Origin of the sequence: Micromonospora solifontis, assembly GCF_003725545.1 — a bacterium.
GTDB classification, from domain to species: Bacteria; Actinomycetota; Actinomycetes; order Mycobacteriales; family Micromonosporaceae; genus Micromonospora; species Micromonospora solifontis.
This window is the reverse complement of sequence record NZ_RJLN01000148.1, coordinates 1-7,489: the sequence shown is the minus strand read 5'-3', so window position 1 is coordinate 7,489 and position 7,489 is coordinate 1. Positions and strand designations below refer to the sequence as shown.

At 76.4% G+C, this 7,489-nt stretch carries 6 protein-coding genes; 2 read left to right on the top strand and 4 right to left on the bottom strand.

Annotated elements, in window-relative coordinates; genetic code table 11:
• A partial coding sequence (gene pspM / locus EFE23_RS27025) for a phage shock envelope stress response protein PspM (protein ID WP_439650879.1) occupies positions 1-476 on the top strand: 476 nt, incomplete at its 5' end.
• A 5-nt stretch (positions 477-481) separates the two neighbouring features.
• Here pspM and EFE23_RS27020 read toward each other — a convergent pair.
• From EFE23_RS27020 to EFE23_RS27010, 3 genes are all read right to left on the bottom strand, one after another.
• Positions 482-4,084, bottom strand: a complete 3,603-nt coding sequence (locus EFE23_RS27020) for a hypothetical protein (RefSeq protein WP_199737264.1) — start codon at positions 4,082-4,084, stop codon at positions 482-484.
• A gap of 184 nt (positions 4,085-4,268) precedes the next feature.
• Entirely contained in the window at positions 4,269-5,237 is a 969-nt protein-coding gene (locus EFE23_RS29805; protein ID WP_123243705.1) for a zinc finger domain-containing protein, read from the bottom strand.
• Between the two features lie 132 nt (positions 5,238-5,369).
• Positions 5,370-6,158 carry an SAM hydrolase/SAM-dependent halogenase family protein gene (locus EFE23_RS27010; protein WP_123243704.1) on the bottom strand — a complete coding sequence of 263 codons (789 nt, stop codon included), beginning with the start codon at positions 6,156-6,158 and terminating at the stop codon, positions 5,370-5,372.
• Between the two features lie 98 nt (positions 6,159-6,256).
• Here EFE23_RS27010 and EFE23_RS27005 point away from each other — a divergent pair, with 98 nt between their 5' ends.
• The gene (locus EFE23_RS27005) at positions 6,257-6,805 is read left to right on the top strand and encodes a hypothetical protein (RefSeq protein ID WP_123243703.1); all 549 of its coding nucleotides are present in this window, start codon (positions 6,257-6,259) and stop codon (positions 6,803-6,805) included.
• Here EFE23_RS27005 and EFE23_RS27000 read toward each other — a convergent pair.
• Positions 6,775-7,296 carry a GNAT family N-acetyltransferase gene (locus tag EFE23_RS27000; RefSeq protein WP_158675937.1) on the bottom strand — a complete coding sequence of 174 codons (522 nt, stop codon included), beginning with the start codon at positions 7,294-7,296 and terminating at the stop codon, positions 6,775-6,777. The two genes, EFE23_RS27005 and EFE23_RS27000, sit on opposite strands and share 31 nt — an antisense overlap.
• Between the last annotated feature and the right edge of the window lie 193 nt (positions 7,297-7,489).

The following is a 7,489-nucleotide window of genomic DNA, read 5'->3' as shown; positions in this document are numbered from 1 at the left end:
CGGGCGTCCTCGCCGAGGTACGCCGGGTCCGGACCCGCCTGGCGCTGCGCGGCACCACGGCGGCGCAGGCGTGGGCCCGCCTGGACCGGGCGTCGCTGACCCTGGCCGGCATGGCCACCCGGCTCGACGGGCTGGCCGAGCCGGCCGTCCGCGAGGCGGCCGAGGCCGACCGCTCCCTGCGCGAGCTGGCCAACCGGGTGGCGAGCGTGGAACGGGCTCTGAAGCTCGCCCCGGCGGAGGCGCGCGGGCCGCTGGCCGAGGCGCACGGCGCGCTGGCCGCCCAACTGGAGAGCGGGGTGGCCGCGTACGAGCGGCTGGTGGTGGCCGCCGCCGGCTACGTCGCCGAGGACGCCCGCCCGAGCGCCACCGAGCACCCGGCCGCCGCCCGCCTCACCGAGGCCACCGACCTGCTGCACGGCGTCGCCGCCGCGCTGGCCGAACTCCGCACCGCCAGCCCTCCGCTGCGCACCCGCTGACCGGGTCAGTCCGGGGTGGTGACCGCCACGGGAACCGTCCAGGCGGAGGTGCCGACCACGTTGTACGCCCGGATCCGGTAGTGGTAGGTGCTGCCCCGGGCCAGCCCCGTGTTGGTGAACCCCCGGCCGGTGACGGTGAAGCTCTCCACCCCGCGGGTGAACCCCGGATCGGTGGCCCGCTGCACCACGAAACCGGAGCCCGGCCCGGTGGAGGTGCCGGCCCCCCAGCTCAGCACCACCGTGGCGGTGTCCGGGCCGGGCGCGGTGGCGGTGGCCCCCACCGCTGTCGGCGCGGCCGGGCGGGGCGGGGTGGTCACCGTGGCCACCGTCGACCAGGGTGAGGCCGCACCCAGGTACGTGGTGCGGACCCGGTAGTAGTACGTGGTCTCGGGGGCGACCGCCGCGTCCACGTGCGCGTCGCCGACCGTGATGGCGGTGGTCCCCGGCCCGCTGGTGAACGTCGGGTTGGTCGCCCGCTGCACGTCCACCCCGGTGGCGAACGACCGGTTGGCCCAGCGCAGCGCCACCCGCAGCGGCGCGGCCGGCGGCACCACGGCGATCAGCTTCGCCGGGGAGGTGAGCCGCACCGCCGCGGGGATGCTGTTCGACCAGGCCGAGCAGCTCACCGCGTTCTCCGCCCGGATCCGGTAGTGGTAGGTGACGCCGGGGGTCACCGTGGCGTCGGTGTAGCGGGTGGCGGTGGCCGCCACGGTGATCTCGGTCAGCCCGGTGGTGAAACCGGCGTCCGTGGCCCGTTGCAGCAGGTGGCTGGTGGCGGGCGGGCGGCTGCCGTTGCCGGTCCAGGCCAGCGCGATGGCCGGCAGCGCGGTGGCCGAGCCGGGCGCCGGGGTGGCGGTCAGCCCGGTCGGCGCCTTCGGCGCGACCCGGAGCACCAGCGGGCGGCTCATGCCCTGGTCGCGCAGCCCGGCCGCGCGGGTCCCCCAGCGGTACTCCCAGCCGAGGTTCACCAGCTGGTTGACCACGGTCGCCGGGCGCCCGTCGACCGGGCTGACCGGGCTGGCGTCGAGCCGCGCGCCGGCCGGCCGGGCCGGGTCGAGCAGGCGTACGCTGTCGCCGATCTTGAAGGGCAGGCTGGGCGGGGCCGGGCGCAGCGCCACGATCACGTCCTCCCGCGGGTTGACCCGGACGGTCTCCTTCCAGCCCAGCTCGCCCGGCTCGGGCGGGCGGATGGTGCCGTCCCAACCGACCCGATTGACCAGTTGCAGGTCGCAGCCCGCCACGTGCACCGGGTGGGTACGCGGCGCGTCGCCCACGATCCGCCAGAGTTGGGTGCCGTCGACCGGACCACCGACCGGTGTGGTGGGGTCGGTCGCGTAGAGCACCTCGGTGGCCGGGTCGACCGGACCGAGCGGCAGCGTGCCCGGGGTGACCGGTCCGGCGAGCGGGTGGCCGACGCCGAGCCGGCCCACCGCCCGGCCGTGCCGGGGCTCGAAGACCTGCCCGACCGACTTGACCAGCAGCGGCAGGGTCACCGGGGCCACCGCCCCGGCGGGGGTGAAGGTGACCGAGGTGGCGCGCGCCGGCACCAGGGTCTCCCGGGGCGTGCGGGTGCCGAACGCCGCGTCGTAGGCCGGCTGCGGCACGATCGGCGGCCGCTGGCTCTCCGCGTACGCGCCGGGGAGCCGGGCGGCGAGGCGGTCCACGTCGTACGGCGACGCCGGGGTGCCGGCCACCCGGAACTGGAGCAGGGTCCGGGTGTTCGGGCCGTACCCGGGGCGGGCCGGGGGCAGGCCGCCGGTGGGGGTGCGGTCCGGGGCGTCGGTGTGGTGGTCGTAGCGGGGGTCGAACCGGGGCAGCGGGGCCGGGCAGTCGTTGTAGAGGATCAGGTTGCTGCCCGGCGGGACGGTGGCGAAGTCCACCACCACGTCGGCCCGCTCGCCGGGGGCGAGCAGCAGGGTCTGCCCGTCCACGTTGAGCACGGTCGGATCCCGCCGGTCGTAGCGGAAGCCGACCGGGCGGTTGGCCAGCCGCACGGGCGCGGGCAGCAGGCCGGCGTCGTTGCCGATCTGGATCAGGTCCGGGCCGGCGGCGCGCGGATCGGGCACGCCGCCCTCGCGCCCGTCGGTGGGCCAGGTCGCCGGCCGCCCGGCCGCCCGTACCGCCTCGACCATCGGCACCTCGCCGGCCTCCGGGTCGCCGTCGTCGGTCCACATCGGCTCGTCCGAGCACGCCCGGTAGAGCTGGAGGTTCAGGCTGCGGTCCGCGCAGGCGTTGAGGATCCGGAACCGGTAGGCCCGCGGCTCCACCTCCAGGTACGGGTAGGCCACCCCGTTGACCAGCGGCGTGTCCCCGTAAGCCTCGGGGACCGCCGACGGGTGCGGCACGCCCGGTGCGAGCGGCGGCTCGTCCGGCTCGGCGACCGGGTGGTGGTGCGGGTTCGGCACCGGGGCCACCCACGGGCTGGCGCCGCCGTCCGGGTCGTGCGTCCACGGGCCGTAGTCCCACCGGCCGGTGGGGTTGCCGCCGGTACTCCGGTACGGGTTCTGCCGGGGCTGGTAGACGTGCGGGTGCCAGAGGCTGCCCTTCGCCCCCCAGCGGTCCCGGTCCCAGGTCGGATCCTGGGCCGCGAGCTGGGCGTCGTCCGGCACGAAGGTCTTGTCCTGGATCACCAGCGGGAGCTGGTCGGCGGGGAGCACCCCGTCGTCGACCAGCCGTTCCTCGGCCGGGTCGGTGAGCAGGTAGAGCGCGAGCTGACCGGAGTAGACGGTGAGCCGGGACAGGCCGAGGGTGTTGTCGTGCAGCCACATCAGCCGGCCGCTCTGGTCGTTCGGGAAGTAGAGGGTGATGGCCCCGGCACCCGGCGGCGGCATGTCCGGCACGGGCGTCACCCCCACCCCCGTCGGGTACGGGGTGATCTCGCCGGCCGGGGTCACCCACTGCCACGGGTTGCCGGCGCTGATCCAGGCCGTCTGTGCCCCGGCCAGGTGCGGCACCGCCCGGTTCTGCGGGTACGGCGCGGGCCCGTCCAGCGGCCCGACACCGGCCCCGTCGAGGGTCTCGTCGACCGGCAGGAACAGCTCACCGGCCCGCCCGGTGGGAAGCTGGTTGATGAACTTGACCCGGACCGGCCGCCCCCGCCGGGCCATGATCACCGGACCGAGGTGCCAGGGCCGGTCCGGCGGGCTGACCGTGTTGTGCCCGGCGGGGTCGGTGCCCAGGTTGAGCTGGCGGTAGCCGCGCAGCCGGGTGGCCGGCAGGTCCCGGTGCAGCCGCTGCGCGTACTCCTGCAGGCCGATCTCGTAGTAGTCGCAGCCCGGCCAGGTGATGGTGTCCGGCACGGCCACCGGCAGCCGGGCCCCCAGCCCGGGGGTGGCGGACGGGCCGGGCACCGGCAGCGCGTCGACGAACTTGCGGATCCCGGTGCCGGGCTCCGGCCGGCCGTCCGGGTCCAGCGCCGGCACCGGCGACCCGGCGAAGTTGGGTACCGGGCCGAAGCAACGCGGCACGGCCGCCGGATCCAGGCTGGTCGGCGTCGGGCCGTCCGCCTCCTCGGCGGCCCGGGCGGCGGGCACGGTCGGCGTGTGGTCCTCGACGGTCCGGGCGGCGCGGTCCGCCCAGCCCGGCCGGAAGATGCGGAACAGGGCCATGGCTCTCCCCGGGATCTCCGGCGCGCCGGCCACCACCCCGGCGTGGCGGGCGGACGCGCTGCTGACGGTCGGTGAGCACTCCACCGCAGCATGCGACGCCGGCCGGTGGGGTGGGAAGTACCCAATCGTCCGTATCTCAGGGGGATCTTGCCGGTTCGTGGAAGTTCCACGGAGCGGGTCGCTCTCAGTGGCGTTCCGGCTGGCAGGTCGGGCACCAGTAGGTGACCCGGTCGCCCAGCTCCCGCTTCCGGATCGCGGTGCCGCAGCGTCGGCAGGGCTGGGCGCGGCGGCCGTACACGTAGCTGGTCTGCCCCCGGTGCAGCGACCCGGTGGTGCTCTGCGTCCAGCGGCCCCGGTTCGCGGCCAGCAGCCGCTGCGCGAGGCGGACCGTGCCGGCCAGGTCGGGCACCGCCCCGACCGGCGTCCACGGGGAGATCCCGCGCAGGAAGAGCACCTCACACTTGTAGAGGTTGCCCACCCCGGCCAGGTTCCGCTGGTCCAGCAGCGCCTCGCCGATGGTCTCGTCCGGGTGGGCGGCCAGCCGGCGGACCGCCTCGTCCGGGTCCCAGTCCGGCCCGAGCAGGTCCGGCCCGAGGTGGCCGACCAGCGACTCCTCCTCGGCGGTCGGGATCAGCGCCAGCTCGTGCAGGTGGTAGCCGACGGCGACCGCGCCGGGGGAGCGGAGCACCACCCGGATCAGGTGGGCGGGGCGGGCGGCCCACCGCTCACCCGGGGCGTACGCCCGCCAGGCACCGTCCATCCGCAGGTGCGAGTGCAGCGTCCAGTCCCGGCCGGCCGCCGCCGTCCTCGCGCCGGCCGTCGCGCCGCCTGATCCGGCGGCCCCGCCTGGTCGGGCGGCCCCGCCTGGTCCGGTGGCCTCGCCTGGTCCGGTGGCGTCGGCCGGTCCGGTGGCCTCGCCTGGCCCGGTGGCCCCGGGCGGTCCAGTGGCGTCGGGTGGTGTCGTGGCGCCGGGCGGGGCGGTGAGGCGGAGCAGCAGGTGCTTGCCCCGACTGGCCGACTCGCGGACGGTCCAGCCGGTCAGGTCGGTCGCGGCGAGCTGCGGCACCCGGAAGTCGGAGCCGGTGAGTCGCGCGCCGGCCAGGGCCCGCTGGAGGACGCGGGCGGTGTTCCAGACGGTGTCGCCTTCAGGCACCCTCCCATCCTCCCTCGCGCCGCCCGGGATGCTCCGCACCGGAGTGCGGATCGGCGCTACTTCCCGCAAGGTGTGGCCTCCCGACGCGGCGAAACCCCAACTTCCGGGGGACTGCCGGATCAGCGGCCGGGGTCAGCGGGATGCGCGGACCGTCAGCAGGTCGCCGGGGGCGACGCCGAGCAGGTCGGCGGCCCGGCCGCCGTTGACCGCCACCGCGACCAGCTCGGCCGAGTCGGCGAGGAGCACCAGCCCGCCGGCGGGCGCGTCGCCGAAGGTACGCCCCCGGACGGCCGGCCGGTCCGCGACGAGCGGCTCGGGCCCGACCTCGTCGAGCAGCGCGGGTGTCGCGGCGAGCTGCACGTTGCCGAAGTGGTCGACGGTCAACACCTCGGCGGTGAACCCGCCGGGCTCCCGGCGCAGTACCGGGTCCGGCAGCCGGACCAGCGTCGCCGGATCCACCGCCGGCCCGGCCTCGGCCGGTGCCCCGCCGGTCGCCAGCCGCGCCGCGACGGGCGCGAAGACGTCCCGGCCGTGGAAGGTGCGGGACACCTCCGGGGCCAGCCAACCCGGGTCGGTCAGCTCGACGGCCGACGTGACGCCGCCGAGCGCCGCGGCGGCCGGCAGCAGCAGCCCGTTGTCCGGCCCGACCAGCACACCTTTCGGGGTGACCAGGGCGATCCCGCGCCGCGCGGTGCCGACGCCCGGGTCCACCACCGCGACGTGGACGGCGTACGGCAGGTGCGGCACGGTCTGGGCGAGCACCGCGGCGCCGCGCCGGACGTCACCCGGCGGTACGAGGTGGGTCACGTCGATCACCCGGGCCGTCGGGGCGAGCCGGGCGATCACCCCGTGGCAGGCCGCGACGAATCCGTCGGCCAGACCGTAGTCGGTGGTCAGCGAGATCCAGGCGGTTGGAGCCATGCGGGAAGGCTAGCGGGTGACCGGGGTCCACGGACCGGCATGCGTGATCGACCGACCGGCCGGTGCCGGGCCCCGCCGCCGTTCGGCACACTGCCGGAGTGACGAAACGCCTTCGCCTCCTGTGGACCGCCGCCACCCTTCTCCTCGCCCTCGGGCTGACCGCCTGTGGCAAGGACGCCGCCGACCAGAACGGCGGAGACTGGGCCGACGGCCGGTCCCGGGCACCGGCCACCAGCGCGGCCGCCCCGACCGAGGCGCCGAACGCCGCCGAGTCGGGTCGACCGAAGAGCCGGCCGACCGAGAGCGCGTCCACCCCGCCGTTCACCATGCCGACCAAGGCCGCCGGCACGCCGTCCGCCCGCAAGGTGGTCGACGCGTTCAAGGCCGCCGGGCTGGCGGTGCCGAACGTCCGGGACCGGTCCAAGGACTGCGGGCCGGACGGCGTCGGCGTGGGCTGCGCCCAACTGGTCGCCACGGACGCCGTCTCGGTGTACGTCTTCCCGGACGAGGCGAGCGCCACCAACCAGACCGAGGTCTGGGGGACGGACGCGTACCGCAAGGGCGCGGTGGTGCTCAACTACCTGGGCACGAAGACCTCCGCGACCGAGCGGAAGCGCTACGACGGGGTGCTCGCCAAGCTGGCCTGACCCGGGGTCAGCCGGCGCTCCAGCCGCAGCTCGTCACGGAGTGGGATGTCGTCCGCCCCGATCCAGGGGATGGTCGGCTTCAGCTCGCGGGCCCGGTCCACCGCGCCGGCGTCCACCGCCACGATCCGCAGCCCCCGTCGCTGATAGAAACGGAGCGCGTCGAGGTTGTCGTTGGTGGTCACCAGCCACAGCCGGGCCGCCCCGGCGGCCACCGCGACCGCCTCGGCGGCGACCAGCAGGGCGGTGCCCGCGCCCAGGCCCGGGCTGGTGGCGGCCAGGCTGACCACCTCCAGCCCGTCGTCGGCGAGCCGGTGCACGAGCGCCCCGGCCAGCCTGCCGGCGCCGTCGACCGCCACCAGCGTCGGCAGCTCCCGCAGGTCGTAGCGGGTGTCGTGGACCACCACGTACGGGCCGCCCCACTCGCGGTGGTGCAGCGCCGTCACGTCCTCGCGGTCGTGCGGCTCCGCCGGTCGTACCCGGATCCCGGCCATCGGACCGTCCCCTCTCCTCGGCCGGCCACACCCTAACGACCCTGCCTCCTTTCGCGCGGCCGCGCCGCCCGCCCGTCGGGAAGCGCGGGGCCGCGCCGCCCGCCCGTCGGGAACGCGCTCGATGCGGGATCGAGTGGCCTCCGTCCCCATCGGACACGACCACTTCCGGCATCGAGCACGATCTTGGCGCGGG

Coding starts and splice junctions, on each gene's coding strand:
- EFE23_RS27000 (WP_158675937.1), bottom strand. CDS start 7,296: ATGGCCGGGATCCGGGTACGACCGGCGGAGCCGCACGACCGCGAGGAC.
- EFE23_RS27020 (WP_199737264.1), bottom strand. CDS start 4,084: ATGGCCCTGTTCCGCATCTTCCGGCCGGGCTGGGCGGACCGCGCCGCC.
- EFE23_RS27010 (WP_123243704.1), bottom strand. CDS start 6,158: ATGGCTCCAACCGCCTGGATCTCGCTGACCACCGACTACGGTCTGGCC.